Origin of the sequence: Actinopolymorpha sp. B11F2 (assembly GCF_040195635.1) — a bacterium.
Classification (GTDB): domain Bacteria; phylum Actinomycetota; class Actinomycetes; order Propionibacteriales; family Actinopolymorphaceae; genus Thermasporomyces.
Map to the genome: position 1 here is coordinate 23,099 of NZ_JBEFTX010000027.1, position 25,844 is coordinate 48,942.

24 protein-coding genes and 2 tRNA genes are annotated in these 25,844 nt (G+C 66.2%); 9 read left to right on the forward strand and 17 right to left on the reverse strand.

Going from position 1 to position 25,844, the window contains the following annotated elements; all coding sequences use genetic code 11:
• Positions 1–240: 240 nt before the first annotated feature.
• Positions 241–1,653: a hypothetical protein gene (locus ABN034_RS32290; RefSeq protein ID WP_349694749.1), complete on the forward strand. Its 1,413-nt coding sequence runs from the start codon at positions 241–243 to the stop codon at positions 1,651–1,653.
• 704 nt (positions 1,654–2,357) lie between these two features.
• Here the strand turns inward: ABN034_RS32290 and ABN034_RS32295 are convergent.
• Entirely contained in the window at positions 2,358–2,876 is a 519-nt protein-coding gene (locus ABN034_RS32295) for a hypothetical protein (protein WP_349694750.1), read from the reverse strand.
• Between the two features lie 70 nt (positions 2,877–2,946).
• Here ABN034_RS32295 and ABN034_RS32300 point away from each other — a divergent pair, with 70 nt between their 5' ends.
• On the forward strand, positions 2,947–3,804 hold the full coding sequence (locus tag ABN034_RS32300) for a LysR family transcriptional regulator (RefSeq protein WP_349694751.1): 858 nt from the start codon (positions 2,947–2,949) through the stop codon (positions 3,802–3,804).
• Positions 3,801–4,367: an RNA 2'-phosphotransferase gene (locus tag ABN034_RS32305; protein WP_349694752.1), complete on the forward strand. Its 567-nt coding sequence runs from the start codon at positions 3,801–3,803 to the stop codon at positions 4,365–4,367. Before ABN034_RS32300 ends, ABN034_RS32305 begins: the two co-directional genes overlap by 4 nt.
• 584 nt (positions 4,368–4,951) lie before the next feature.
• Here the strand turns inward: ABN034_RS32305 and ABN034_RS32310 are convergent.
• The 3 genes from ABN034_RS32310 to ABN034_RS32320 form a co-directional block, all read right to left on the reverse strand.
• Complete coding sequence (locus tag ABN034_RS32310; RefSeq protein WP_349694753.1) at positions 4,952–5,344, reverse strand: hypothetical protein; 393 nt, start codon at positions 5,342–5,344, stop codon at positions 4,952–4,954.
• Positions 5,345–5,379: 35 nt separating this feature from the next.
• Positions 5,380–5,556, reverse strand: a complete 177-nt coding sequence (locus ABN034_RS32315) for a hypothetical protein (protein ID WP_349694754.1) — start codon at positions 5,554–5,556, stop codon at positions 5,380–5,382.
• A gap of 387 nt (positions 5,557–5,943) precedes the next feature.
• A complete protein-coding gene (locus ABN034_RS32320) occupies positions 5,944–7,902 on the reverse strand; it encodes an FG-GAP-like repeat-containing protein (protein WP_349694755.1) in 1,959 nt (652 codons plus the stop codon).
• Positions 7,903–8,402: 500 nt separating this feature from the next.
• Here ABN034_RS32320 and ABN034_RS32325 point away from each other — a divergent pair.
• From ABN034_RS32325 to ABN034_RS32335, 3 genes are all read left to right on the forward strand, one after another.
• A tRNA-Pro gene (locus ABN034_RS32325) sits at positions 8,403–8,474 on the forward strand.
• A gap of 15 nt (positions 8,475–8,489) precedes the next feature.
• Positions 8,490–8,562 (forward strand) — tRNA-Asn (locus tag ABN034_RS32330).
• 24 nt (positions 8,563–8,586) lie between these two features.
• Positions 8,587–9,504 carry a hypothetical protein gene (locus ABN034_RS32335; RefSeq protein WP_349694756.1) on the forward strand — a complete coding sequence of 306 codons (918 nt, stop codon included), beginning with the start codon at positions 8,587–8,589 and terminating at the stop codon, positions 9,502–9,504.
• A 328-nt stretch (positions 9,505–9,832) separates the two neighbouring features.
• On the opposite strand, the gene ABN034_RS32340 is transcribed toward ABN034_RS32335, so the two are convergent.
• Positions 9,833–10,357 carry a DUF7144 family membrane protein gene (locus ABN034_RS32340; RefSeq protein ID WP_349694757.1) on the reverse strand — a complete coding sequence of 175 codons (525 nt, stop codon included), beginning with the start codon at positions 10,355–10,357 and terminating at the stop codon, positions 9,833–9,835.
• A gap of 397 nt (positions 10,358–10,754) precedes the next feature.
• On the opposite strand from ABN034_RS32340, the gene ABN034_RS32345 reads away from it, so the two are divergent.
• Positions 10,755–11,126: a tyrosine-protein phosphatase gene (locus ABN034_RS32345; RefSeq protein ID WP_349694811.1), complete on the forward strand. Its 372-nt coding sequence runs from the start codon at positions 10,755–10,757 to the stop codon at positions 11,124–11,126.
• A 230-nt stretch (positions 11,127–11,356) separates the two neighbouring features.
• Here ABN034_RS32345 and ABN034_RS32350 read toward each other — a convergent pair whose 3' ends face one another.
• From ABN034_RS32350 to dnaK, 12 genes are all read right to left on the reverse strand, one after another.
• Positions 11,357–12,415: a mechanosensitive ion channel family protein gene (locus ABN034_RS32350; RefSeq protein WP_349694758.1), complete on the reverse strand. Its 1,059-nt coding sequence runs from the start codon at positions 12,413–12,415 to the stop codon at positions 11,357–11,359.
• Between the two features lie 67 nt (positions 12,416–12,482).
• Positions 12,483–12,722 (reverse strand): hypothetical protein, encoded by a 240-nt coding sequence (locus ABN034_RS32355; RefSeq protein ID WP_349694759.1) that lies wholly within the window; start codon positions 12,720–12,722, stop codon positions 12,483–12,485.
• Between the two features lie 121 nt (positions 12,723–12,843).
• A complete protein-coding gene (locus ABN034_RS32360) occupies positions 12,844–13,272 on the reverse strand; it encodes a DUF2267 domain-containing protein (protein WP_349694760.1) in 429 nt (142 codons plus the stop codon).
• 81 nt (positions 13,273–13,353) lie between these two features.
• Positions 13,354–15,366 carry an erythromycin esterase family protein gene (locus ABN034_RS32365; RefSeq protein ID WP_349694761.1) on the reverse strand — a complete coding sequence of 671 codons (2,013 nt, stop codon included), beginning with the start codon at positions 15,364–15,366 and terminating at the stop codon, positions 13,354–13,356.
• Positions 15,359–17,074 carry an FAD-dependent oxidoreductase gene (locus tag ABN034_RS32370; RefSeq protein WP_349694762.1) on the reverse strand — a complete coding sequence of 572 codons (1,716 nt, stop codon included), beginning with the start codon at positions 17,072–17,074 and terminating at the stop codon, positions 15,359–15,361. The genes ABN034_RS32365 and ABN034_RS32370 overlap by 8 nt, the downstream gene beginning before the upstream one ends.
• A 22-nt stretch (positions 17,075–17,096) precedes the next feature.
• Complete coding sequence (gene trxA, locus ABN034_RS32375; protein ID WP_349694763.1) at positions 17,097–17,579, reverse strand: thioredoxin; 483 nt, start codon at positions 17,577–17,579, stop codon at positions 17,097–17,099.
• A gap of 13 nt (positions 17,580–17,592) precedes the next feature.
• Entirely contained in the window at positions 17,593–17,937 is a 345-nt protein-coding gene (locus ABN034_RS34715) for a ClpB D2-like domain containing protein (RefSeq protein ID WP_502879131.1), read from the reverse strand.
• A complete protein-coding gene (locus ABN034_RS32380) occupies positions 17,934–20,222 on the reverse strand; it encodes an ATP-dependent Clp protease ATP-binding subunit (RefSeq protein WP_502879132.1) in 2,289 nt (762 codons plus the stop codon). Before ABN034_RS32380 ends, ABN034_RS34715 begins: the two co-directional genes overlap by 4 nt.
• Positions 20,204–20,581, reverse strand: a complete 378-nt coding sequence (locus ABN034_RS32385; protein ID WP_349694764.1) for a chaperone modulator CbpM — start codon at positions 20,579–20,581, stop codon at positions 20,204–20,206. Before ABN034_RS32385 ends, ABN034_RS32380 begins: the two co-directional genes overlap by 19 nt.
• The gene (locus ABN034_RS32390) at positions 20,578–21,546 is read right to left on the reverse strand and encodes a DnaJ C-terminal domain-containing protein (RefSeq protein WP_349694765.1); all 969 of its coding nucleotides are present in this window, start codon (positions 21,544–21,546) and stop codon (positions 20,578–20,580) included. Before ABN034_RS32390 ends, ABN034_RS32385 begins: the two co-directional genes overlap by 4 nt.
• Positions 21,547–21,554: 8 nt before the next feature.
• Complete coding sequence (locus tag ABN034_RS32395; RefSeq protein ID WP_349694766.1) at positions 21,555–22,142, reverse strand: nucleotide exchange factor GrpE; 588 nt, start codon at positions 22,140–22,142, stop codon at positions 21,555–21,557.
• A gap of 5 nt (positions 22,143–22,147) precedes the next feature.
• Positions 22,148–24,058, reverse strand: coding sequence for a molecular chaperone DnaK (gene dnaK / locus ABN034_RS32400; RefSeq protein WP_349694767.1), 1,911 nt, complete (start codon positions 24,056–24,058; stop codon positions 22,148–22,150).
• Positions 24,059–24,392: 334 nt separating this feature from the next.
• Here dnaK and ABN034_RS32405 point away from each other — a divergent pair, with 334 nt between their 5' ends.
• The gene (locus tag ABN034_RS32405; RefSeq protein WP_349694768.1) at positions 24,393–24,845 is read left to right on the forward strand and encodes a DUF1931 family protein; all 453 of its coding nucleotides are present in this window, start codon (positions 24,393–24,395) and stop codon (positions 24,843–24,845) included.
• Between the two features lie 249 nt (positions 24,846–25,094).
• The gene (locus tag ABN034_RS32410; RefSeq protein WP_349694769.1) at positions 25,095–25,472 is read left to right on the forward strand and encodes an Hsp20/alpha crystallin family protein; all 378 of its coding nucleotides are present in this window, start codon (positions 25,095–25,097) and stop codon (positions 25,470–25,472) included.
• Positions 25,473–25,844 lie beyond the last annotated feature (372 nt).

Consider the following 25,844-nt stretch of genomic DNA (forward strand, 5'->3'; position numbering starts at 1 on the left):
GGATCCAGGCATGTCGAGGACATGCGCCCACGGCGTCGGCCAGTGCACCCCCGTGGGCTTGGGTGGACCGATCCAGCGTGGCACATCTGTTTTGTGGGTTTGTTACTCGGTGGTTGCCCGTAACCTCACCGCCGGGGGATTCGTTCCTTCGACCGCACGCGGAAATCTCCGGGGTCGCACAGGAGTGCCGTTCGGGGCTGGCGATTTCCACCAGAGGAGGGACGTGACAAACCAATGGTGATGCGTGGACCGGGGTTGCCCCCGGACAAGCACATCCAGGCCAGAGTGTGGGCCCGACGCGCCGCCGCCATCAGCGTCGGTGCCGCCGTGGTGTCGGCACTGACTGTGGCCCCCGCCGCAGCCAGTGACGAGGTAAGCGCTGAAGGTGAGACGGTCAGCCAGGCAACCGCCAGCGCGTTCAACCTGAGTATGGCCGGACAGGTTGCGGGCAGTGGCGGTTTCGTCGCAGTCAACGACGGTGTACTCGAGACCGTGAAAGGTGTCCGCACTCCCGATCTGCCGGTCATCGACGACCAGCAGGCTGTGGTCGTAGGTGCTCTCGGTCAAGACGCCGCTGCCACCGCCAGTGGCTACGCCGCGGCCTGCGCCGGCGTTGTCGGCAGTGCCGGGGTCATCAAGGTCGGCAGCGACAACACCTGCCTGATCTCCGGCGAGGGCAGCATGCAGGTCTCGCTCGGCACGCTCGACCAGCTCGGCCTCGCCGCCCTGCTGGGTGGCCAGCTTCCCGGGCTCCCGGCACTGCCGGACCTCCCGGCAACCGGTGATCTGCCCCTGCCGACCAGCCTTCCCGAGACCGGCAACCCGCCGGTTCCGGGCAACCTGCCGGCGCCGGGCGACCTGCCCGTCCCGGCTGTTCCTGACCTGGCGCTGACTGACCTTGGGCTGGCTGACCTCGGTTTGGAAGGCCTGACAGGTGAGCTTGCCCTGCCTGCCGGGGGACTGCCTGACATCGAACTGATGCTGGTCGGTGAAGCGATCACCTCCCGGTGCCTGTCCACCCCGACCGACACCTTCGGCGAGGCGACACCGATCGATGCCCAGGTCGTCGCCGTTGTGGCTGGACAGCAGGTTCCGGTCGCCGACCTGACCGCCGACGGTCTGGACCTGACCCTGGCCGACATCCTCAGTAAGGTTCAAAGCCAGCTTCCGGCCCAAGCAGGCACCGTGGTCGACCAGATCCTGGCCGCGGTTCCGGCCGACCAACTCAACGAGGTACAACTGGCCACCATCCAGGTCGGGGCCCAGACCGCCGACGCCACCGCAATCGCCGTCACCGCGCTCGGGGTCGAGACCGCCCTCCCAGGCCTGATCGACATCGAACTCGGCAAGGTCACCTGCACCTCCAACGCCTCCGCATCCGCCGATGCAGACGCAGACGTCCAAGCCGGAACGTCCGCGGGAGGCCTCGACGCTGGTGCCGGCGCATCGGCGGACGAATCCGGTGTCGCCGCCGGAGGTGGAGCCGCAGCCGAAGCCGGTCCCGCCCATGCCGAGGGTGCCGCCTCAGCAAACCTCAAAACCGCATCCGACAACAACCCGGCCGCCAAACTGGGCTGGGGAGCAGTCATCGCCCTGCTGCTGGCCGGAGTCGGCCTCGCCGGCCTCAAACTCCGCAGCGTGATCCGCCACTAAACAAGAAGGCAATCACCACCAGAACACCAGATGAAGCGCTCCGACCCCGCCGGCACGCCTCAGGGCAACCGGCGGGGTCGGAGCGGTTTCGAACTCGCGCGCTGACCAAAGCCGAGCTCAGGCGCTCCGAACACACGCGTCGAACACGGGCGGCGTCATTTGCCCTTCCACGTGGATAGGTAGGTCCTGGCCCTTCACGTTCGCCCGAGCCGCCGACAGACTCCGCCAGGGTGCTCATCGGGTGTGCTCCTGTGATGCGATTGGGCATGCCCATTTGCGTGCCGCGGACTAACCGCCGGCTCCCTGTAGCTCCCGCCCGTACGCGCGAACGGCGGCATCGTTCGTCTTGACATCGGGCTGCCAGAGGCGCCCTCGTTGCACCGCGCCAAACGTGGCGTCCTGTGCACGCTCACGATCCACGTCACGAGGAGCCCCGAGAGTACTGGCATACCGCCAGTTCCGATGGACCGCGCGTCGCAACGTGCGAGTGGTCTCAGACGTGGTCTCATTCGCCTACGTTCAGGACTGTCCGCATGTGTCCTTGCGTGGTGCTGCCGAGCGTGAGCGGACGCTCCTGAACGCTGGCGAACGACCGTCCTTGGGACTGAAAAGCAGAAGGTAGACGGTTTGAGCTATAAGGAGCAGCGATGCCAGAGAAGCGACAGACGTTACGACCGGGAGTCCCGTGAGATGCCTCTGGTGAGTCACACGCACCGCGAGGCGAACGAGTCGGCAATGTGTTGTTCCACGTCGGCCCAGGCCGGCGTGTGGTGACCGTAGCCGGGCACAGGTTGTCGCTGGACTCCGAAGAAGTATTGGTGGTCCACGGTGCCCCTGATCGCTGCGTGCACGTCGGGGTGATCGTCGATGAAGTGGGTCAATCCCAGTTCAACGCAATGCATTCGCTTGTCCGCTCTCGCCCTGCAGAACCGAACATGTTCGCGTTTCAGTCCAGTGCGGCGGTAGAAGTCGTGCGCCTCTAGCCAGTGCTCGGTGCGGGCTTGGACCCGCGGACCGCATTTTGAGATCAGCCAGACCTGCCCGCCGAATTGTTTGATGAGCCGGGCAATCGCGGCCACCGCGCCAGCCATCTCAGGCGTCGCCAGCAAAGTCGCCTCGTCGCCGGTGAAGAACGCCGTGTCCCCACCATCCGGCCGCGCGGATCCGTCGATGATCACTCGTCCGATGTCGATACCCAAGCGTGGTTCGCGGCGCTGTTCCATGCTAGACAGCATCCACCAGCCGAGCCTTGACTTGAACTATTTTTCCGCCGACTAGCTATAGTCCTTTCCTATGATTGACCGGGACATGCTGGAAGCGGACGCGCTTCGCTCGTTTGCGGTCTTCGCCGAACACCGCAACTTCACTGCCGCGGCCACAGCTCTGCGCATCAGCCAGCCCTCTTTGCACGTGAAGATCAAGAAGCTCGCCGCCGCGTTAGGTGTCGACCTGTACGAACGCAGCGGCCGGGCATTGACGCTCACCGCCGCCGGCGAACGGCTGGCAGCGTTTGCACTGGACTCGCATCGACGGTTGGACGACTTCCTCGGCGACCTGCACGGCACAAGCCGACCACTGGGCATCGCCGCCGGACGCGGCGCGCTGCGCTGGGTGATCGCCGAAGCGATTCGCCGCATCAGTACAACCGGCCGCAGCATCAGTGTCCTCACCTCCGACCGGGAGTCAGCGATCTCGGCACTGTCAGCGGGTCACGTCGACCTCGCGGTGATCGCCCACGACCCCCCACCTCCACAGTTCGACTCACGCCAGATCGCCAGCTACCCACAGGTGCTGGTCATCGATGTCGACCACCCGTTGTCCAACCGAGACGATGTCAGCCTGCTCGACCTCGACGGCCTCGAGCTGGTCCTGCCTGCCAGTGGGCGACCCCACCGCCGAACCCTCGAGCGGGCACTTGCCGACGTCGGAGCGTCCTGGCGTGTCACCGCCGAAGTCGACGGTTGGGACCTGCTCGTCCACTGCACAGCCCTGGGCATCGGCGCCACAATTGTCAACGGATGCGTGGCCGTGCCAGACGGTCTAGCCGCCATACCGGTGACAGACCTCCCGAAGATCAGGTATTGGGCCGCCTGGCGCAGCCAACGACGAACCCACGTCAACGACCTCATCACCCACCTGGCAACACCATGACCGCGGATCGCGTCGCAGCGAGCAAGTTCCTCGCCTACGTCCTGCGACACAACCCCGCCGCCATCGACATCAGCCTCGACCCATCCGGCTGGATCTCCATCGACACCCTGCTCGCCGCCCTCGCGCACCACGGCCGCCCCATCGACCGCGAGCTCTTCGACCGGCTGGTGGCCGGCACAGACAAGAAACGGTTCGAAGTCCTCGGCACACGGGTCCGCGCCGCACAGGGCCACTCCATCAACATCGATCTCCAACTCGACGCCACCGAACCACCAGGCGTGCTCTACCACGGCACTGTCGACCGCTTCCTCCCCAGCATCCTCACGAACGGTCTCCGACCACAACAGCGAACCCACGTCCACCTCTCCCCCGACCCTGCTACGGCCCACACCGTTGCAGCCCGCCGCGGCAAACCCGTCATCCTCACCATCGACGCCGCGGGCATGTACCACGGCGGCATCCCCTTCTACCAAGCCGCAAACGGCACCTGGCTCACCAACCACGTTCCACCCAACCGGATCCACCTCCACAAACCGACAGCCGATGAGGAGCCACGTCGCTGAATCCGCCGGACCCGACCCCGGGCAGTGGACTCGTTCGGAGCCGAGGGCCAGTCAGCCCGCGCCGTCACCATGGCGCGGTAGTCAACGGATGCCAGCCACAGTGGTCGCATGTTCAGTACTCCGGGCAGCCCGTACAACTCCTGGTCGGTGAGCTGGACGTGCTCGCGGTACCCGCATGACCGGCGTCGATGTACTCGGCACTGCCTCCGCCGCGGTCCTCAGTAGCCAGCTTGCGACGCCTGGTAGTCCTGCGGGCCTGGCGTGAGGTGTCGATGACAGCGAGGCCCACTCAGACGGCACGTCCTGCCTGGTCTCAGACGTGGTCTCATTCGTTTACGTTCGTGACCGTTCGGGCGGGATCCACGGGAGGCGTTGCCGAGCGTGGATGGACGCCTCCGGACGTACGCGGACGTGGGTGCTTGGTCCCTAATAGCGAAGGTCGACGGTTCGATCCCGTCCCTCCCCACCGCCTTTGACCTGCGCAAACGCACCTGATGGGCTATCTGGGCTGGTTGGCTGGTCTCATTTGTGGGCCAGCGTGGCCGGCACAACTTCGACTCCGCCGATGACCGAGTAGCAGTGGGTTATGACGCCTTCGGTGCGGTGTCGGTAGCGAGTTGCGCGGCACGTTGATGGGAGATGCCGAGAAGCTGGCCGATGTCGCGCAACGGGAGTCCGGCGTCGACGAGTTCCCGTACGGCAGCGCGCGACTCCTGGGCCGCGCGCGACTTGGCCAGGCCAGATTCCTTCCGCAGCTTCTCCGCGCGGGCAAGATGAGATTGAACCGACTTGGGTAGCCGGTGTGAGACCACCAACTCGAACGAGTCCGGCGCAACGTCGCGCATAACTGCGATCAGGTCACGGGCCATCTCCTCGACCTCGCGAAGATGACGAGCCTGGGTTGACCGGCCGATCTCGGGAACACGGATCAGCCAGAACCGGCCATCACGTTCGACCTTGGCATGGTAGGTATCCATTACCGCCACCATCCCCTCCCCAGGACAGGTTCGCACTATTTGAAGATCTCCCGGGCTAGGCCTTCGCCGATCTCGTTGTGCCTCGGGATCGGTATCGTCAGTCCGGCGAGCTTGTAGACGGTGTGCTGAGCTCCCTCGCGGCCGATCTCCCACCGCTTGCCCTGTTCCTTGGCTTCGCGGCCGATCTTTCGGATCAGGTCTCGGCGTTTCACGTAGGCTAGTCTAGGTCGCCCTAGACGGTCAAGGCAAGTGCCCCCTTGACGGAGGCATAAACGTTCACTGCATCAGTATCGAGCGCGTCGCGCGGCGACCGATCCGTCCCGCTACATGGCCACCCGCCGGAAGACTATCCGCGTTGCCCACTCGCAAGAGCTTCAGCAGCGGCTCCCAGGTCGAGAAGTCTTTGACCGAGGGCAACCGGCACCTCCAGCCAGGCAAGGGACTTCACGTAGGTGAACCATGCCGTCCGCCGATCTGGACGACGGAGCGGTGCTCTCGGGTGCAGCCGCGAACGGCATCAACCATGCCAGCCTGTTGCGGGCCGTGGTCGAGCAGGCACCCGGATGACCATGACAGACGTCGATCCGCGGTTCCTGGCGTCAGAGTTGGGGGACGATGACGAGCCCGCGTAGGTAGTCGGCGATTGCCAGGTCGGGTTTGCCGTCGCCGGTGATGTCGCCGACTGCGAGTCCGCGGTTGTCGTAGTGACTGGTGACGTTGGGGATGCGGATCATCTGGGATCGCCCGAGGAGGCCGTCTGGGCGCTGGAGGAGGACGCTGGCGTAGTTCCAGCCTCCATGTGCGGTGACCAGGTCGCGGCGGCCGTCGCGGTCGACGTCGGCGAGGACTAGCGGTTCGGGCAGGTCGTAAAGGCCGTAGAGTACGGGTTCGCTGATGGAGCCCGTTGATGTCTGTGGATGCACGAAGACGCCTGCGTAGGGGCTGTTGCTGGACTTCGTTGTCGCGATGTCGGCCCGCCCGTCACCGGTGATGTCGCCGACGGCGATCGCACGCATGTCGGGCACGTCGGCGATGCGCGTCTCCTGGACGAAGTTACCGTCAGGCGTCTGCGCGTGGACGACGACATCGTGGGTGTCGCTGGACACGATGTCGGTTCGTCCGTCGCTGTTGAGGTCGGCCGTGTCGACCCACCCGCCAGTGGTGGAGACGACGACAGGAGCGGCGAAGCCGGTCGGTTCGCTTAGGTAGGCCAGGGTTCGCGGTGTGGCGTCGCTGACCACGAGGTCGCTGCGTCCGTCGTCGTTGAGGTCGGCGGAGACGAGATCGCCTGTTGGCACAGGGTTGGTGAGCAGGGTGGGCTCGCTCAGCGCGCCACCGACTTGGTGGTAGACGTCGACTCCGGAGTTTCCGGCGACGGCGACATCGGTATCGCCATCGGCGTCGAAGTCGCCGGTGGCGATCCGCATCGAGGCCTGGAACGTCGAAGCATGGGAAGGCAGCACCACCGGCGTACCGAGCGTGCGATCGGATTGCTGTGCGAAGACCGCGAGCTTGAAGTCGGTGTCCTCGCTGCCGGAATGGTATTGCGTGGTCATGAGGACGTCGTTGCGCCCGTCTCCGGTGACGTCTGCGATAGCGACGCTGGTCGGCATGGAATCCACGCCGAAGGCGTGCACCTGCGACACGTCGAAAGACACGCCACTGTACGCCGGGATGGTCGTCTGCTCGACAGGTGACGAGGCGCTGGCACCGGTCTCCTCCCAGTTTCCGCCCCGATATTGCGCCTGGAAGACGTGCCGACCCACCGAGAGACCGTTCACCTGGAACATCGCGTCGTGGTCGTAGTAGTCGATCGAGATCCGTCCCACGGACTCGCCGTCCATGAAGAATTCCACGTCGCCCTCATAGATGAGGTGCTCCTGGCCGGGCAGGCGGACCTGGGCGGTGAGGACGACCCGCTGGCCCTCCTCGTTGGGTATCGGCGAGACCGACAACGCTGTGGTCGTCGGCTGGCCTGCAGCGACATACAGGGTGACCGAATCCGCGAGCGCCAGCCCGCGAACGGACCGGACCTTGTACCAGTACCAGTACCCAGGCACCACCCCAGCGTCGCTGAACCGAGTACCGGTAGTGGTGCCAAGGGGCACCTCGGTGTCGTCGGCAAGCACCCGCATAACCTCGTAGTGCTCCACATCCGGCACCGGATCCCAGCTCAGTTCCATGGTCGAGTCGGTGCTGGTCGCGGTGAGGTTGTCCGGCGCGCCAACGGGCTCCGGCGTCGACGCGCTCGCCTCTGCCGAGTGGCTGGAGTACTTGAAGCGATAGCGAGTCGACATGACGTAGTAATACGTCGTGCCCGGTGACAGGTTCCTGTCGACGTACGACGTCGATGTCGCACTAACCTTTGTCACCGGCTCGTACGGGCCGCCCGAAGTGGTGGCGCGAGAGATCTGGTAGCCCTCCGACCCTGCCACCGGGTTCCACGAGATCTTCATCTCCGAAATCGACAGCGGGCTGGCCTGCAGGCCGGTGGGTGGACCCGGTGGCCGCGCTGCCGACGCAGTGGTACCAAGGCCCGCCAGGACAACGATCGTCACGATGAGGCAACCAAAAACCCGCCCTACCCGACGCCCAAGACGAGCTACCACCGAATTCTCCTGTCCAGAATCCGCGAGGAACACCAAGCCGCGCTCCCCGTGGTTACGCCACCTTCAACACACCCGACCGGGCGGGACGTGACAGTAGTGCATCGATGAAGGCCGTGCTACTGGATGAAAAGCCACCTACCTGGCAAAACAGCTCAACTCGAGGCGACTCCGGTGGCGCGTTCCGGACCGCGAGGGCACCCCGCAACTCACACAGGCTGGTTGCTTTGGCCCGCGCCGAGAGGTTGGCTCAACGTCGGCGCCGACATGATCGAGTGCACTTGGCTCTGGTGCCGACGACGTGGAAGCCGAGTCCCAGCCGCGTGAGACCCTCGACGCCACTGGCTGGGACCACCGACAAGTACTCCGTTCGCTTCCGGGTCGCCCGAGCTGGGGACGTCCAGTTTGATTGTCGTGGTTGTTGGCCTTGGGCGACTGTGCTGTCGGCTTCTCATGGAGTGGCTCAGCGGCAGAGCACCCGACTCGGGACCGGGAAGGCGCGGGTTCGAGTCCCGCCTCTATGTCGAAGCTGAAGTCAGCCTGGAGTAGATCAGCGGCAGATCACCCGGGCTGTTCACCGGGAGGGCGCGGGTTCGAGTCCCGCCTCCAAGTCCGTCTGATGCAGTGGGAGGTCGTGTGTCGTACGAGTCGCGGTTCACGGCCTCCCCGGGCTATGCTCTCGGCCGGCTGCAGCGCGCCCTTGACGCTGTGGCGAACTCCGACGACCCGCAGGTTCGGGCGCGCGCCCGACAGAAGACCGCCGTGTGGGAGGCGGTCATCGCGGGGATCGCGTCTGGCCAACTGGAGATCGGTTCCCGCACGCCTGTGGCAGACACCCCCGCCTGGGTGACGCTGGAGGTGGCGCACGGCGGTTTCGCGACGGGCCGTTACCTGGCCGAGGCGCCGCTGCGTGACGACGAACTGGATCGGGTGCGGTCCCTGCCTGCCACTGCGCCGGGAACCACTGACCGGGAGCGGCTGAACCTGTGGTACCTCGGCGACGAGGGACAAGCGACCTTGCTGCGTGCCCTGCGGACCGAGCAATACCGGGTTGACATGCCTGAGGAGTCAGCATTGCTGGTCGTCGCCTGGCTGCTCGACCGTGGGCACGTCGAGGAAGCCCTCGACCTGGTGGCAGAGCGGCCGCTGATGCATCGGCTGCGGTTCACGCCCCATCTGGCGGCGACTGCGACCCCGTCCGGCGCCGTGGTACGGCTGGAGACCGTCGCCACCGTCAAGGCCGCCATCCGCGGCACTCGGATACCACCAGAGATAGCCAGGATGCGAGAAACACTCCTGGTCTGGCACCCGCTCTATGACCGGCTCGTCGCGCTGTGGTGCGACACCGTGGACGGTGACCTGCCATCGCTAGCCAACACGGCAGAGAAAGCAGATGACCAGGTGGTCGGTGGCTGGCCATGCCGCGTATGGCCCGCCGACTGGGCCGAGCGCCGACGCGCCCTGCTAGCCGACGTCGAGACTGCCCGCATAGATGGGCACGCCGCGGCCGGGCGGCATCCAAAAGCAACTTCGCCCGCCTCCTTCGTGCCCTGAAGGCTTGCCCACAAGACAGCCGATCGCTCTCGGCGCGTGAGGTCGGCTGGATCCGCCGGGCCCTGGCCAACACCATCGCCAAGCACGGGGCACCGAGGTCGGAGGGCACGCACCGCGCTGCGATCCGCCCAGGCCGCCAACGGCGCCCGCCTGACCCACGCCGCCCTCGCCCAGGTGGTGGCCGGTCGTTTGGACCGATACCCGGAGGAGGGCGGGCTCCCATCTATCGACCCGATCATCTCGGACATCGCCGACGGTTTCACAATCTGCCCACCGATGCTTGTCCCATCCACTCTTGGTGGGCACGTGGGTGGCATTGGGCGCTCGGTCAGGTCCGGAGCTGTGCCACCTCTCGTCCGTGGACGGTAAGGGCGTAGATGACGAGGATGTCGATCGCAATCATGACCAGCGACCAGAACGGAAACGCGGCAAGCGTGAGGAAATTTGCGATCAATCCCAGCACCGCCAGGCAGATGCCGATGTAGCGTGCCCACGGCTGGCCCGCGAGAACGGCGATACCCGTCAGCACGAGCAGGGCGCCAAGAGCGATATGGACCCAACCCCACGCTGTGAAGTTGAAGGCGACGACGAGATCGCTCGACTCAACGACGAAGACTGTCGACTTGAACAGACCCGCCAAGCCCCAGATCGCGTCGAAAACACCGACCACCACCAGAACCGCGCCCGCGAACATGATCCAGCCAGCGCCGACCGGTCGGACCTCCTCCGCTACGGCAGGCCTTCGCGCCGCCGGCGCCGCCACAGCTTCGTCCCGCCTTGCCTGGTCCGGCACCTCGGCCCTCTTCTCCTGCGCCGGTGCGCCGGCTTCGCGGCGTTCCCTGTCTGTACCCATGCCAACCTCCTCCGCTGGCTCGCACCCCCGCAGAAGGCGAAGGTCCAACACAAACCTGCGGCTGGCCTTTCTCGCCGGCCTCATCCTGGAGGGGTGAAAACTTGGTCACCGCAAAAGCGGCAGAAACCGTGCTACGGACAGACGAGCGCAGTCGGCTCCGTTGAACGTCCGAGTTTAGTATTGCGCTACAGCGTACAAAGTCGAAATACATCGGCACAAACCCGGCCGATGCATTCAGCAGAAACGGCGAGTTTCTTCATAACCCATTTTTCACGGCTTGGGTTGCAACTTCAAGACTTATGTTTCGGCGTCCAGTGGCGCAGACTCGTGTCCGCGCAGCCGACGAATCCGCGCTCGGCTGACGGAAGGAAGAGGTTCAAACACTGTGACCGGAGCAATGCGGCTGACGTGGCCCAACTGCCTCAACGTCCGCGATCTCGGTGGTCTGCCCACGAGCGACGGTCGCCGGATCGGTACTGGTGTGTTGATCCGTTCCGACAATCTTTCACGGTTGACAGAGGCCGGCGTCCAAGCGGTACGGGGGGCTTCTGTGAGCCGCATCATCGACGTACGGACGTCCCCGGAGTGCGAAGGCGACCCGTCACCATTCGCATCCGATCCTCTCTACCGCAACATGCCGCTCTACAACGCAGACGATCCCGACGATCCGACGCAGAGCATCGACCAGCAATATGTGGCGATGCTCGACCTCCACCCCGAGCTGTTCGCCGCCGCAGTCGGGGCGATCGCGGATGCGCCGACCGGTTGAGCAAGGTTCGGACGTGCCCGGGCGCGAAGCCGTTCGCAGGTCTGACCCCCGGCTCACCGGCGAGGTCGCCCCGCTGATTTAGCTCCGCCCGACGCACGGTCGTATCACTCCATGCCCCAACGATGTGGGTCAAGCGCGGGCCCAAGGGACTGCCGCGGTTGCGACATCGAGGGCGACGGCAGCGAAGAGGCGCAGAGGCCGGAACACGGTGCACACATTTCGGAGCTGAGCTAGGGGTGCTGCTGCCCGCCGCTCGGCCTGGGTAGAGCCTCCGGATGATGCGCTTGCAGATAGCTGATCAAGCGTTCACGAATGTCACACCTCAGATCCCACGAGCTGGGAGCATCGGCGGCGGACGCGAGGATCCGCACGACCATCGTCCATGGAGTTGACTCAACAACCTGTACTAGCCACTCACGGCGGTCCCAGAGCGGGGAAGCCTGGATGATTCGTCGAGCTTCGGCACGCACCTCCGCGATCGGCGTCCGATAGTCCAGCTGAAGCTCTACCGTTCCGACAACCTTGGCCTCGTTGCGGGTCCAGTTCTGGAACGGCGTTGTGGTGAAGTACGCGGTCGGTAAGACCAGCCGACGCTCGTCCCAGAGTCGCACGACCACATACGTGAGCGTGAGCTCCTCGATCCGGCCCCACTCGTTCTCGACGACCACGACGTCGTCGTAGCGCAAGGCGTCGGTCATCGCGACTTGGAGCCCGGCGAAGACATTGCCGAGCGTGGCATGCGCGGCGAATCCAGCGATCGCTCCGAGGACACCTGCCGACGCGAGCAACGAGGCGCCCAGCGCGCGGAGTCCGGCAAATGTCATCAACATCGCGGAAAAAGCGATCACCACCACGAGCCCAGTCGTCAGGCGGCGAAGGATCGCGATCTGGGTCCGTCGGCGCCTGACCCGCCGGTTGTTGGTGACGTCCACTCGGAGCCACTGAAACGCCGCGTCCTCCACCACGAACAGCATCCGCAGGACGAGCCAAGCCGCGGCCGCGATCATCGCCAGGATCAGCGCATGCCGGAGCTGGGAGACGATGGCTCGATCCCACTCTGTCAATGGAAGGACGACGAAGAGTCCGGTTGTCACCAAAACGGCGGTCCACGCGCGTCGGCAGGTGCGGTGCACCCGGAACAATGTCGTCGACCGGCGCCGCCGGGCTGTCCAACGCACCACGATGGCCGACAGCCAGCCGGCGAGCAGCGTGCCGGCACACGTCACCACAACAACGAGGAACCCCTGCCAGACGTCTCGCCACATGCGTTCGCCCTCTCCGCAAGGCACATACCCACGATGGCGAGGCACCGACCTCCCCTGCCTCGAAGCCCCGGCTGTCTAATTGCCCAGACTGTCAGGCCTCGCCGAGCTGCGTGCGAAGTGCCTGACGCCGGTCTTCGAGTTTGGCGATCAGCGCTTCCTGTTCCTCGGCCGCGGTGAGTTCCGTCGCAACGTCCACCTCGTCCCGCGGTGCATCCGCGCGCTGGGCGACTTGTCGGCGGAGCTCCTGCGCCATGCGCCGAAGCTCCGCCTGCTGCTCCTCGACACGCCGCAGCTCATCGCGAACCGCGGTCTCCGACCGTTCGCTGGTCATGCGCCGGTCCTTTCTGCAGGGTGCTGCTGGTGCGGTGCTGCATGTCGATCTCGCCGCCACGCTCGTGGACATTCCTCGTCGGCATGCGTTCTTGCGGGAAGGGATCGACATACGCCGGGGCCTACGGAAGGACCGATGCGAGGTCGCGTGACACACCTGACTTGATGTCGTTCCATTCGCCTTCGGTGATGTGATCGCGCATTGCCGCAAGGACGGTCTGCACAAGCGACTCGGCGCCGCCCTCGACCCGGAACCGGAACTCCCGTTGGACCCTTTCCAGGAACTCGTCGCGGCGCATCTTCATCGGTACCCGGCTGGGATCCCAGCCTTCGTAGTAGATGCCGCGGACCAGCATCGGCAGCTGGGCGCCGAGTTGCGCAGCCTCCTCGACCGTGAGGCGGTCCCGCAGGGCATGCAGTACGGCGCGCAGGGCGGCGTAGGACATGTTCCGCCGCTCCTTGGGCCAGCCGTACGCCTGCTCGATCTCCTTCAGAATGCGATTCGTCTTGTCCGTCGTCGTGTTGAACGACGAGAATCCCGTTTCGGCCATGGTGGCGTCCTTCCTGTCGATCAGTTGCGGCCCGAATGAGGCGGGTTGTCGGAGGGCGGCGAGATCTCTCCGACAAACGCCTCACACGGCGAATGGATAGGTTTCCGGGGCCTCCCACGTCTCCCAGCGCGCCGTCCGTTCGATGGGTTCCACCGCGCGTGTCTCGTCGATGTGGATCACTGCGTCGAACTGGTCGGTCACCCGCGCCTGCAGGTAATGGCTCTGCCGCTCGGTCTGGGGCCGGTACACCACGCCGATCGCGCGCTCCAGCCTGGCCGAACGCAGCACCTCGGCGGCTCGGGTCGTCCGTTGCCCGACGGGGAGCATGAACTCCTTCTCCCCGACCTCGTGAAACAGCTCCTCGACGCTGTCGGACAGGGCCGGCCGTACGACCTTGCGGTCGGCGGGGGCGTCCCAGTCGTTCGCCGCGGTCACGGTCCCGCCGTAGGTCGTGAACCCGATCAGGCGACAGTCACCGGGATGGCGCTCGCGAAGGAGCTGGCCGATGGTGAGCTCGCCGCGGGCCGCAGACTCGGTGGCGCGCGCGTCACCCACGTGGGAGTTGTGCGCCCATACGACGATCCGCGGCGGCTCTCCTCGCTGCGTGCCGAGATGCTGGACGAGTGCCTCCAACGTCCGTACCATCGCGCGGTCACGCAGATTCCACGACGACACCCGTCCGGAAAACATGCTGCGGTAGTAGTCGGCCGCCGCCCGGACGGTCCACGCGTTCTGTTCCGCGTAGAAGAAGTCGTCCTCGGCGAGTAGCCCGTCCCGGCGGGCGTAGTCGAGCGCGTGGCGACGCAGGTCGACGAGTTGCTCGACGACCTCGTCCTCACATGTCGGGCCGGCCCCGAACGCCGCGGCATAGCCGTACGCCTGTCCATCCTCGCCGCTCACGTGGTCGAAACAGGCGTAGCGGGCCCGAGCGCGCTGGGCGGCATCGGGGTCGACGCGTTCGAGATAGGCGATGACCTCATCGATCGACCGGTAGAGCGAGTAGAGGTCGAGGCCGTAGAAACCCACCTTGGACGGCTCGTCGCTCATTCGGTCGTTGTACTCGCGCAGCCAGCCCACGAAGTCGAGTACCACAGCATTGCGCCACATCCAGGTCGGGAAGCGCTGGAAGCCGCGCAGGCTCTCTTCGGCGCTGGCATCCACGCTTCGGGCACGCACCCATCGGTTGACCCGATAGGCGTCGGGCCAGTCTGCCTCCGCGGCGACTGCACAGAATCCCTTCTCCTCGATCAACCGCCGGGTCATATCGGCGCGGGCCCGGTAGAACTCGTGGGTCCCGTGCGAGGCCTCGCCGATCAGAACGAGGTGGGCGTCACCGATCAGGTCGAAGAGCACGTCGTCCGGTGGCACCCCATCCTCGACCGGCAAGGAGTCGGACCGGACTGCCGTCACCTCCCGCGGCCCCTGCGCACCCGGCCCCGCGCCCACGGTGGTCGACGCGGCCCGCAGGACTTCGCGGACCTCCGAGTCGGTCGTCTGGCGGAAGTCCCAGTACGACGCACCCACGGCGAAGAATGGCGTCGGGGTAGTCGCACACACAACCTCGTCGACGAGATCGGTGAGTTCCTCACAGGTCGACTTCGGTGCCGACGGGACGGCGACGACGATCCGGCCGGGGTTGAGCTGCCGCAGCGCCTGGACGGCTGCCCGCATACTTGCACCGGTGGCCAGGCCGTCGTCGACGAGAATGATGGTCTTGCCAGTAGCGTCCGGCAGTGAGCGGCCTTCGCGGTACGCGACTTCGCGGCGGTGCAGCTCGCGACCTTCGCACTCGGCCACCTGTCGGACGACCTCAGGCTGGATTGCCAGTCCGCGGATGACGTCATCGTTGAGCACGACAACGCCGCCGCTCGCGATGGCCCCCATCGCGATCTCCTCGTGTCCAGGAACCCCAAGCTTGCGTACGACGAACACGTCAAGCGGAGCGCCCAGTGCCGTGGCGATTTCATACGCCACCGGGACGCCTCCTCGCGGCAGGCCGAGCACCATCACACCCGGACGGTTGCGGTAGTGGTCAAGGCGTGCCGCAAGGGCGCGACCGGCATCCCGTCGGTCTCGGAAGAGACGATCAGGCATGGCTACCTCCCGTTGTCTGTGAAGGTTCGTCCGGGACGCTTGGACCGCCCCACCCAAGCTGCTCGTGCACGAACCGGACTGCCATCGCCCCTTCACCTACCGCGGCAGCCACGCGCTTGATGGATCCGCTGCGTACGTCTCCGGCGGCGAACACTCCGGGTCGGCTGGTCTCGAGGAGGAACGGCGACCGGCCGGTCTGGTCCACAAAGCTCCTGCTGGCCGGGCTCTCAGCGCCGGTGACGATGAAGCCATGGCTATCCAGGGCGACCTGGTCTGTCAGCCATCCCGTATGGGGTGCCGCGCCAATGAAGACGAAGAGAGCGCGCACGTCGAGGCACTGGCGTTCACCCGACTTCACGTGCTCGACGAGGATCGCTTCGAGTGTGCGATCACCGATCAGTTCGCGTACCTCAGTGCGGAGATGCGTCTCGATCGATGGGGTGCGTTCGATCCGGTCTGCGAGGTAGCGGGACATGTGCGCCACCAGGCTTCCACCCCGGATGATCAGGTGGACGCATCGAGCAGTGTCAGCAAGGAGAAGGGCGGCTTGGGCGGCGGAGTTGCCACCGCCCACGACGGCTACCGTGTCGTTGCGGCACCAGTGGGCCTCTTGTTGGGTCGCAGCGTAGTAGATGCCGGTCCCCTCGAACTCCTCGATCCGGGGGAGGCCAAGTGTGCGGTAGCGCGCGCCGGTGGCGATGAGGACGGTCCGCGCAGTGATGGAGCTACCATCTTCGAGCCGAACGGTGTGGTGCCCCGGATGGCCTTCCAGGGCTGTGGCCCCGGCGGGAATCCGCAGAGCGGTTCCGAACTTCCGTGCCTGGATGATGGCGCGCTCGGCAAGGTCGGAACCGGAGATACCAGACGGGAAGCCAAGATAGTTCTCGATCCTCGGTGATGTGCCGGCCTGCCCGCCCGTCGCAACAGCGTCGAGAAGGTCGGTGGCGATACCTTCGGACGACGCATAGACCGCCGCCGCCAGACCGGCGGGACCGGCTCCGATGATGACGAAGTCGCTGAGCGAGCCACCGTGACCGACCGCACGAACGCCGATGAGCCGAGCCAGCGCCGCGTCGTCGGGGTTGCGCATGACCTCACGGCCACGCCAGATGACGACCGGCGTCTCGCTGGGCGCGACGCCGAGCCGGCGTAGCATCGTCTCGGCTTCTGGATCTCTTTCCAGGTCGACGAATCGGTGCGGCAGGCGGTTACGGACGGCGAAGTCTCGAAGCCGGCGGGTGTCCGGAGAGAAGCAGGAGCCGACGATCCGGAAGCCCGCGCCGCGGCCGATCAACATGGACCTGCGGAGAAGAAAAGCTCGCAGTAGAAGGTCCCCGAGAGCGAGGTCAGCGGAGACGACCTCCCGCAGGTGATCCACCGGAACAGCAAGGATCTCCCCCGACTCCACCACCACAGCGGTGAAGAACGCTGGCTGTCCGGTCAATACGCTCAACTCGCCGACGAAGCGGCCTGGCCCGTGCACACTGATCACGTGCTGGTCCACGCCGTAGTCCTCGACATTGGCGACCATTCCCGTCAGGACGACGAAGAAGTCGTAACCCTCATCACCCTCGCGGAAGAGCACGTCACCAGTCGCGACCCGACGCCGCTGCCCGCCCCCAGCCAGGGCGTCGATCTGCGGCTGCGACAGGCGCGGGTAGGCGCCATAGAAGTCGGGCGTCTCCCGGTGCGTGCGTGGATCGGTCATCAAGGACCCCTTCGGCAGGGGGCTAGTGCGTACGCCGACCGGCGCCAGTAGCCGCGGATTCAGGCACTTTTCTTAGTCCGTCCTCCACCCAGCGGCGAAGCGTTGTGGCCGGCGCGGCGCCGGTGTGGGTGGCGATCACCCTGCTCCCCTTCATGAGGAGCAGCATGGGGATCGCCCTGACCGTGAAGCGTTCGGAGACGCCGGGAGCCTGGTCGACATCGATCTTGACGAGCTTCACCCGTCCCGCAAGGTCTTTGGCGATCTGTTCCAGGACAGGGCTGACTGTGCGGCACGGTGCGCACCAGGAGGCCCACAGATCCACGACCACCGGCACATGCGCTGCCTCGACGGCATCGTCGAACGTCTCGTCGTTGGCATCGGTGATCCAGGGCAACGGGCGTCGGCAGTTTCCGCAACGGGGTAGGCCCGTGGCGACCGCCGGGACGCGGTTACGCCGGCCACATTGCTCGCACGCGACAATAGTTGCCTGGCTGTCTGCGGGCATCGTTCTCACCTCCTCAGGCCGCGTGAGCTGCGACCTGGGGGTTCTCGTACGTGACTGTTATCTCACCAGCCCGGACATCCACGCGGACGGTCGCGCCATCCTGCACGTCGCCGGACAGCATGGCCCGACCGAGCTTGGTCTCGACCTCCCGCGCGATGAACCGACGCAGCGGCCGTGCGCCGAAGGTGGGGTCGTAGCCGCCGCGCGCGATGAACCGGCGCGCCTCCTCGGTGACGTCGAGAGTGATCCTGCGTTCGCCGAGCCGGTCGCGGAGCTGGTCGAACATCAGGTCCACGATCTTCTCGATCTCCTGCTGTGTCAGGGGCTTGAAGAGCACGATCTCGTCGATCCGGTTCAAGAACTCCGGCCGGAAATGTGTCCGGAGCTGGTGACCATCTCCCGCGCCTGCGTGCTGATCTCTCCGCCGGAAATCGTGCTCTCGGTGAGATACTCAGAGCCGACGTTGGACGTCATGATGATGACGGTGTTACGGAAGTCCACCGTGCGGCCCTGAGCGTCCGTGAGCCTGCCATCGTCCAGTACCTGCAGTAGGGCGTTGAAGACGTCGGCATGCGCCTTCTCGATCTCGTCGAACAACACGACGGAGTACGGCTTGCGGCGCACGGCCTCGGTGAGCTGGCCACCCTCCTCGTAGCCGACGTATCCGGGTGGCGCCCCGACCAGCCGGCTCACGGTGTGACGTTCCTGATACTCGCTCATGTCGACACGCACCATGTTGTCCTCGGTGTCGAACAGTGCCGCAGCAAGCGACTTGGCGAGCTCGGTCTTTCCCACGCCGGTGGGTCCCAGGAAGATGAACGACCCGATGGGGCGCCGCGGGTCCTTGATCCCCGACCGCGCGCGGATAATCGCGTCGGCCACCAGTTGGACGGCCTCGTCCTGACCCACGACGCGCTGGTGCAGGATCTCGTCGAGCCGTAACAGCTTCTCGCGCTCGCCCTCCTTCAGTCGAGTCACTGGAATGCCTGTCCACCGCGAGACGATGGACGCGATCTCATCCTCCGTCACCACCTCGCGCAGCAGTCGCTGGCCGTGCTGCTTGGCCGCCAGCTGCTCCTCCTCGGCGTGCAGCCGGCGTTCGAGTTCGGCGAGCCGGCCGTAGCGGAGCTCTGCGGCCCGGTTGAGGTTGTAGTCGCGCTCGGCTTGCTCTGCCTCCAGGCGTACCTGCTCCATCTCCTGCCGAAGTTCCTGCACCCGGCGCAAGGCGTAGCGTTCCGCCTCCCACTGGGCCCGCATGGAGTCGGCTTCGGCGCGCAGGTCGGCGAGTTCCTTACGCAGCTCGTCAAGGCGGGCTTGACTGGCCGGGTCGGTCTCCTTGGCGAGCGCAGCCTCCTCGATCTCCAGCCGGGTCACCCGGCGGGTGAGCTCGTCGAGCTCGGCCGGCATCGAGTCGATCTCCGTCCGCAGCATCGCGCACGCCTCGTCTACCAGGTCGATCGCCTTGTCTGGCAGGAACCGGTCGGCGATGTAACGGTGGCTCAGCACGACCGCCGCGACGAGGGCGCTGTCCTGGATCTTCACCCCATGGAAGACCTCCAGCCGTTCGCGAAGGCCACGCAGGATCGAGACGGTGTCCTCGACCGACGGCTCGTTGACGAGCACCGGCTGAAGCCTGCGCTCCAGGGCGGCATCCTTCTCGATGTGCCGGCGGTATTCGTTGAGGGTGGTCGCGCCGACCATGTGGAGTTCGCCACGGGCGAGCATCGGCTTGAGCATGTTGCCGGCGTCCATCGCACCTTCGGCCGCGCCCGCACCGACCACGGTATGCACCTCGTCGACGAAGAGGAGGATCCTGCCAGTGGACGCCTTGACCTCGGCAAGCACCGCCTTCAGGCGTTCCTCGAACTCACCGCGGTACTTCGCCCCGGCCACCAACGAACTCATGTCGAGGGCGAAGATCGTCTTGTCCCGCAGCCCTTCCGGGACATCGCCGTGGTTGATCCGTTGCGCGAGCCCTTCCACGATGGCGGTCTTGCCTGTACCCGGATCGCCGACCAGGACCGGGTTGTTCTTCGTCTTCCGCGACAGGATCTGGATCACCCGACGGATCTCCGCGTCCCGGCCGATCACCGGGTCGAGCCTGCCAGCCGCCGCGTCGGCCACCAGGTCGCGACCGTACTTCTCCAGGGCTTCGTACGCCTGCTCGGGGCTCGCTGACGTCACCCGCTGGCTACCGCGGACCGTCGTGAGCGCGGACAGGAACCTGTCCCTGCTGAGTCCCTGGTTGTGCATCAGCCGGCCGGCCGCCGTCGCCGTTCCCTCGTCGATGAACGCGATGACGAGGTGCTCGACCGAAACGTACTCGTCCTTGAGGCGGTGTGCTTCCCGGTCGGCCGCCTCGAGCAGCCGGCCGAGGCGTTGGGTGAGGAAGACCTGTCCCGGTTGGGCGCTCGGCCCGGTCGTGCGAGGGCGCCGGCCGAGTTCTGCCTCCACGTCCGACCGCAGCGCCTCCGGGTCCGCGTCGGCCTGGCGGAGCAGTCGCGGTACGAGTCCGTCGGGTTGATCCAGCAGCGCCAGGAGCAGGTGCTCGCCGTCGACCTCGGTATGGCCGAGGCGTAGCGCCGCTGTCTGCGCGTCGTGCAGGGCTTCCTGGGACTTCTGCGTCAGTCGGTTCGGATCCATGAGCGGCCTCCGGTTGGTCTGTCTTGGGGCGGTCGGGATGTCATCGCCAGCTCTGCCTCCAGTTCGGCGATGCGGTCCAGCAGGTCGAGGACCAGGCCGATGGCGGCGTAGTTGAGGCAGGCTCGGGCGTGCAACCGCTTGATCCGGCCGAGCCGCGCCACCTGGGCGGGGGTCAGGGCCAGCCGGCCGTCAGGTCCCGTCGTGGCCTCGAGCAGGCCGAGCCGGACCAGCCGGCCGACCAACTCGGGATGAACGCCGCCTTGGCGGGCGAACGCATCAAGATCGAGCAACGGTCCGCGGTCGCGCCTAGTGGCCGGCCGCGTCGTGACCTGGGTGATCCGGACGAGCGCAGAGGTCACCGTCGTCGCCTCCTCGAATCGGATCCGTCGCGTGGGTTGAACGAGGACGTAGCAGCCAACTCCTCGAACAGCCGCCGCTCCTCGGCCGTGATCCGGGGCGGCACCATCACACGGGCCTCGGCGTACAAGTCGCCGGGCCGACCGCTCGGGTTCGGGAGTCCACGTCCGCGCAGGCGGAGCTTGCGGCCGCTGGACGTGCCGGCCGGGATCGTCACCTTCGCTTCTCCGCCCGGCGTTTCCAGGGCGACGATCGCCCCCAGTGCCGCTTCCCAGGGCGCGAGTCTCAGGTCGACGTAGAGGTCGCGGCCCTCCACCCGGTACCGCCGATCTGGGGCCAGCCGTACGACGAAGTACAGGTCACCGGGCGGTGCGCCGGTACTGCCCTGGCCGCCCTCACCCGCGACCCGGATCCGCTGGCCGTTGGTCACCCCGGGCGGAATGCGTACATCGACCCGCCGGGTGCCACCTGGACCGGCCAGCGTGACGGTGCGTCGACCGCCGTGGTACGCCTCGTCAACGCTGACGTCGAGCTGTGCTTCCTGGTCGGCGCCAGGGATCGGCCCCCAGCCGCGGCCGGCAGCCCCACCGAAGATCCCGCCGAACAGTTCGTCCAGGTCGATGTCCATACCCTCCGGTCCACCGAAACGGACACCCTCGGCCCCTCTCCGGCCGCCGGCACCGGCACGGGCTCGCCCGGCTGCCTGGGCGCGCGCCCACGTCTCCGGGTCGATGCCCTCGGGAACCTGGCGGAAGTCGGGCCCGAACGCGTCGTAGCGCCGGCGCAGGTCCGGATCGGACAGGACGTCGGACGCCTCGGAGATGTCCTTGAACCGCTCCTCGGCCTCGGGATCCTTGTTGACGTCCGGGTGATGGGCACGGGCCAGCTTGCGGTAGGCCCGCTGGATCTCCTCCTGGCTCGCGGTCCTGGGCACCCCGAGCACCTCGTAGAAGTCCCGCCGCGCCATGAGGACCCCTAACCCGCGTCTTTCGGCCGGGACATGGCGCCGGCGGCGCCATCGTCCGCGGCTGTCGCCACCACCACCGCGGCCGGCCGCAGCTGCCGCTCACCCTCGCCATATCCTGGAAGGACGACACCGACCACGGTGCCTTCCGGCACATCGTTGCGCGGCGTTGTCGCCACCGCCTCGTGCCGCCTCGGATCGAACCGCTCCCCCATCTCGGGCTCCTGACGCGGGAAGCCGAGACCTGCCAGAAGTGCCACGGCCTGGTCTCGCACCGCGCGGACCCCCTCCAGGAGAGGATGTTGGCCGCCGCCTGGGCGCTCGAGATCACCCGCGTGCTCGAGGGCGCGGTCGAGGTTGTCGAGGACGTGCAGCCACTGGGCCGCCACCTGGGTCCGTTCGTCGGTGCGTGCCTGGACGAGCTCACGCGTGGTCCGCTTACGTACGTTGTCGAGATCAGCGAGGGCGCGCCGCCACTGGTCTTCGAGAAACGCCACGCGCTCCTCCAGCTCCGCGGTCCTGACAGCAGCGGTGTCGTCGTCCGCCATCGCCGCGCCAGCCTCCGTCGCCGTGGCGTCCGGTCGCGCAGGGTCTGCCATGGTGATCATTCCGTCGTGAACTCGGCGTCGATCACGTCATGGTCCCCGCCACCCGATTCCCCTGCGCCCGAGTCCCCACCACGCCCACCGGCGCCCAGACCGCCGGGGCGGGAAGCACCGGAAGCGGCGGCACTCATGCCGTGGAACACCTGCTGCAGATCACCGGTCAACGACCGCAGCCGGTCGAGCGGCACGCTCTGGTCCTTGACCGCCTGCCGGGCGTCGGCGACGAGCATCTGGGCGCGAGCCCGCTCGTGTTCCGGCGTGGCGTCACCGACCTCGTCGAGGAGGCGTTCGACCTGGTAGGCGATCGTGTCGAGCTCGTTGCGGGCGTCGACCGTCTCCCGGAGCCGCGTGTCCTCGGACCGGTGCTGCTCGGCCTCCTGCACCATGCGTTCGACCTCGCTCCGGTCGAGGTTGGAGCTCTCTGTGATGGTGATCCGCTGCTCCGCGCCCGTGTCCTTGTCGCGCGCCGTGACGTTGAGGATGCCGTTGGCGTCGATGTCGAAGGTGACCTCGATCTGTGGTTCGCCACGTGGCGCCGGCCGGATGTTCTCCAATCTGAACCTGCCGAGGACGCGGTTGTCGGCCGCGCGTTCGCGCTCGCCCTGCAGGATCACGATGTCGACGGCGGACTGGTCGTCGTCCGCGGTACTGAACGTCTCGGTCCGCCGGGCGGGAATCGTCGTGTTGCGCTCGATGACCTTCGTCATCACGCCACCGAGCGTCTCGACGCCCAATGACAAGGGCGTGACGTCGAGCAGCAGGACGTCTCGCACCTCGCCCTTGAGCACCCCTGCCTGGATCGCCGCGCCCAGTGCCACGACCTCGTCGGGGTTGACGGTCATGTTCGGGTCCTTGCCGCCGGTCAACCGCCGGACCAGAGCCTGTACAGCCGGGATCCGGGTGGCGCCCCCGACGAGGATCACTTCGTCGATGTCGTCGGCGGTGACCTTGGCGTCCTCCATCGCCTGCCGGACCGGATGGGTGCACCGCTCCACGAGGTCGTGGGTGAGCTCCTCGAACGACGACCGCCTGATCGTCGTGTTCAGATGCCTGGGGCCGCTGGCGTCGGCGGTGATGAACGGCAGGCTGACCGTGGTCTGGGTGACCGACGAGAGTTCGACCTTCGCCTTCTCCGCGGCCTCGAACAGCCGCTGCAACGCCTGCGGGTCACGCCGGAGGTCGATGCCGTCGGTCCGCTGGAACTCCTCGGCCAGGTGGTCGACGAGCCGCCGGTCGAAATCATCACCACCGAGGTGTGAGTCGCCGGAGGTCGCGCGGACCTCCACGACACCGTCGCCGACGTCGAGGAGACTCACGTCGAAGGTGCCGCCGCCGAGGTCGAACACCAGGACCGTCTCATGTTCGCGTTTGTCCAGCCCGTACGCGAGCGCCGCCGCGGTCGGCTCGTTGATGATCCGGAGCACCTCGAGGCCGGCGATACGGCCCGCGTCCTTCGTGGCCTGGCGTTGCGCATCGTTGAAGTACGCCGGAACGGTGATGACCGCCTCTCGTACCCGTTCACCGAGATACTTCGACGCGTCCTCGGCGAGCTTGCGCAGGACCAGGGCGGAAATCTCCTCCGGAGAATAGAGCTTGTCGCGAATCTTGAAACGAGCCGTGCCGTCCGGACCTTCGGCCACGTCGAATGACACGGCGTGCGCCTCACTTTCGACCTCCTCGAACCGCCGGCCAACGAATCGCTTGGCCGAATAGACGGTGCCCTTGGGGTTGAGAATCGCCTGCCGGCGCGCGAGTTGGCCAACGAGTCGTTCTCCCTGTTCGGTGAACCCCACGACCGACGGGGTCGTTCGCGATCCCTCCGCATTCGGGATCACCGAGGGTTTTCCGCTCTCCATCGCGGCAATCACTGAGTTCGTCGTACCAAGATCGATGCCTACTGCGGTGGCCATGTCGTGCCATCCCTGTTCGCAGTGTGCCGTCAGAGCAGGTGAAATACTCCATGACGGGCGTGATGTCGATGCTTCGCAGGTTGTGCAAACGACTCCGACTGACGGGCGCCAGGCCGCCTCGAACGAGCGGAACCCGAGGCTCACCACGCTTCCACGCGACCGACGTCACGACTCCACCAGCCCTTACGATGGCAAGTGTTACTCCGTCGTGAGCTTCGCGCAAAGTATGCCTGGCCCTCGGGTTGGAAACTTTCGACGCCGATTCGCAAGCCCGCCGTCGGCTCGATCTGGGTGGAAGGAAACTCTGTCCAGCAAGGACAAAGGGGGATGTCAGATGCCAATCATGGGAGTCAGCCGGTTCGAGCGGTTCTTCCGCGCCGCCGCACGTCTGGACGTCGACAAGAACGATCTCAAGCGATACAACGACTTTCTGGACACGAAGATTTACGATCTCCTTCTCATCGGCCAGGCCGCCGCGAACGCGAATGGACGTGACATCATCCAGCCGTCTGACCTCCCCATCACCAAAGGGCTGCAGGAAAGCATTCATGGGTTCCGCAAGCTGGACGAAGACATCGAGCTGGCCCCCATCCTCGAACAGCTCACCGCAGCCCGACCACCGCTGGATGCTGCCCTCGGCGAGGAGGCCCAGAACAGACTTCCCGAGATCGCCGGCGGTCTGAGCCTCGCCCTTGCGCGTACGTTCAAAATCATCGATCCCACCCTGAAAAATCCGCAGACCGACCACTGGGAACGCGCCTTCCAGATCTTCGGCACGCTTGTCTGACTGTCGACACGCGACGCTTCGGCGCGACCAGTACGGCAGGCGAAAGCCCGGGGCGGCGAGGGCCACATGCCCCTTAAGTCACCTGGACACTCGTGATCGGCTTGCGGTGAACGAAAGGAGATGAGAACGATGACGACAGTGTGGCGTGGCCCCGCAAGACGTACACTTCCCGATCTCCTCGACTGGGCCGAGAGGCTTCCCGAAGCACTGGCATGGGCGAACCAGCCGATGACTCAAGGCGCGCGAAGCATGAGGGTCGAGCAGTTCATCGAGGACCACACGTACACCGTCCGTGCGGAACTGCCCGGCGTAGATCCGGATAAGGACATCACGGTGGAGGTCGACAACGGGCTCATGACCATCCGTGCCGAACGCAAGGAAGAGAAGCACGAGCGCGGCACGACCGAGTTCCATTACGGCCAGTTCGAACGGCGCGTCGTCCTTCCCGAGGGCGCCGACGAGGACCAGATCAACGCACGGTACGACGCGGGGGTGCTTGAGGTGTCCGTACCCGTCCGCGAGGAACGTGCCAAGCCGCATTCAATTCCCGTCCAGCGCACGGCGGAAGGCTCCGGTCAGCACCGCGAGCAGGAGGCGAGCCAGCAGACGCAGCCCAGACAGCGCTGATCCGCAACCAACCGCCTCCCAGCCGACTCCTTTGGAGACCTGATCAGACTGTCGTCGTTCGACGCTATGCTCCCCAGCACTTGACGAGGAGGATTGGGCTGAGCAGACTTCCGAGCTTGCCCAGCGCCTTCTCGTGCTCGCGGCAGGTCCGTGCGTTGCTCACCAGGCGACGTCCTGACGACAATGCGGTACATGGCCTCGTACATCCAGCGCCGCGACAAGGGTCCAGCCGTGCTCCCGGAGCGATGGAGGCGTCAGTACAACGTGTGGTTCGAGGACGGCTTTGGGTTCTCAGTTTCCCTGTCAGGACTGGACAAACTGCTGAATGGTGCCCGGAACCCGGCTGACTTCTGGGCTTGCGTATACGCGGCG

Coding starts and splice junctions, on each gene's coding strand:
- ABN034_RS32290 (WP_349694749.1), top strand. CDS start 241: ATGCGTGGACCGGGGTTGCCCCCGGACAAGCACATCCAGGCCAGAGTG.
- ABN034_RS32295 (WP_349694750.1), bottom strand. CDS start 2,876: ATGGAACAGCGCCGCGAACCACGCTTGGGTATCGACATCGGACGAGTG.
- ABN034_RS32300 (WP_349694751.1), top strand. CDS start 2,947: ATGATTGACCGGGACATGCTGGAAGCGGACGCGCTTCGCTCGTTTGCG.
- ABN034_RS32305 (WP_349694752.1), top strand. CDS start 3,801: ATGACCGCGGATCGCGTCGCAGCGAGCAAGTTCCTCGCCTACGTCCTG.
- ABN034_RS32310 (WP_349694753.1), bottom strand. CDS start 5,344: ATGGATACCTACCATGCCAAGGTCGAACGTGATGGCCGGTTCTGGCTG.
- ABN034_RS32340 (WP_349694757.1), bottom strand. CDS start 10,357: ATGGGTACAGACAGGGAACGCCGCGAAGCCGGCGCACCGGCGCAGGAG.
- ABN034_RS32345 (WP_349694811.1), top strand. CDS start 10,755: ATGCGGCTGACGTGGCCCAACTGCCTCAACGTCCGCGATCTCGGTGGT.
- ABN034_RS32355 (WP_349694759.1), bottom strand. CDS start 12,722: ATGACCAGCGAACGGTCGGAGACCGCGGTTCGCGATGAGCTGCGGCGT.
- ABN034_RS32360 (WP_349694760.1), bottom strand. CDS start 13,272: ATGGCCGAAACGGGATTCTCGTCGTTCAACACGACGACGGACAAGACG.
- ABN034_RS32365 (WP_349694761.1), bottom strand. CDS start 15,366: ATGCCTGATCGTCTCTTCCGAGACCGACGGGATGCCGGTCGCGCCCTT.
- ABN034_RS32370 (WP_349694762.1), bottom strand. CDS start 17,074: ATGACCGATCCACGCACGCACCGGGAGACGCCCGACTTCTATGGCGCC.
- trxA (WP_349694763.1), bottom strand. CDS start 17,579: ATGCCCGCAGACAGCCAGGCAACTATTGTCGCGTGCGAGCAATGTGGC.
- ABN034_RS32380 (WP_502879132.1), bottom strand. CDS start 20,222: ATGGATCCGAACCGACTGACGCAGAAGTCCCAGGAAGCCCTGCACGAC.
- ABN034_RS32390 (WP_349694765.1), bottom strand. CDS start 21,546: ATGGCGCGGCGGGACTTCTACGAGGTGCTCGGGGTGCCCAGGACCGCG.
- ABN034_RS32395 (WP_349694766.1), bottom strand. CDS start 22,142: ATGGCAGACCCTGCGCGACCGGACGCCACGGCGACGGAGGCTGGCGCG.
- dnaK (WP_349694767.1), bottom strand. CDS start 24,058: ATGGCCACCGCAGTAGGCATCGATCTTGGTACGACGAACTCAGTGATT.
- ABN034_RS32405 (WP_349694768.1), top strand. CDS start 24,393: ATGCCAATCATGGGAGTCAGCCGGTTCGAGCGGTTCTTCCGCGCCGCC.
- ABN034_RS32410 (WP_349694769.1), top strand. CDS start 25,095: ATGAGGGTCGAGCAGTTCATCGAGGACCACACGTACACCGTCCGTGCG.